The following is a 625-nucleotide window of genomic DNA, read 5'->3' as shown; positions in this document are numbered from 1 at the left end:
GAGCGCGGCACTCTCCGCCATCCGGCGGGCACCACAGCTGGGGCAGAACCCTCTGCGCTTGCAGCTAAATGCCACCAATCGTTCATGATGGCAATCCTCGCAGCGGACACGCAAAAAGCCATATTCCAGCCGACCACATTGGAGAAAATCTTCGAACTCTCTCTGAACGTAACGAGGCAAGCTTTGTCCCTGACCCTCCAACGAGGACTTAAAGACAGGATAATGTTCCTGAACCAATTGATAGAGGAGCGTCTTTTCGGGCTGATGGCGTTCATAGTATGGTGCTTGACTCGCCCAGACATTCCTTGCCGGTGACATGAGTATCCTCCTTGATACTGTTTATACATACAGCATATAGAAGAAGCTTCACTTAGCGAATATTGGCCGTAATTTTGTAAGCGTCACGCGAAGCACACCTGTCATCTAACTTCTAAACTAACATTCCAGGGCAACAGAGCTGTCAGAGTGTCATCATCGTCACGCTCGCTCAATACGTTAAGAATCTGATGCAGATAATCGAATGGCACGAGGTTATTCGCTTTTGCTGTTTCAACAATACTGTAAAGTACACTGCTGGCATGGGCACCACTAGTGGTGTTTGAGAATAACCAGTTTTTTCGCCCTA

At 48.3% G+C, this 625-nt stretch carries 2 protein-coding genes; both read right to left on the bottom strand.

All coding sequences use genetic code 11. From position 1 onward, the window contains the following. A partial coding sequence (locus A3763_RS26940) for a transposase zinc-binding domain-containing protein (RefSeq protein WP_197475833.1) occupies positions 1-318 on the bottom strand: 318 nt, incomplete at its 3' end. Positions 319-419: 101 nt separating this feature from the next. After that, a partial coding sequence (locus A3763_RS08685; RefSeq protein WP_197482861.1) for a transposase domain-containing protein occupies positions 420-625 on the bottom strand: 206 nt, incomplete at its 5' end.

This window comes from Oleiphilus sp. HI0128, assembly GCF_001635365.1.
Note: the sequence above shows the minus strand (reverse complement) of the source record. Positions and strands in the feature narration are given on the sequence as shown.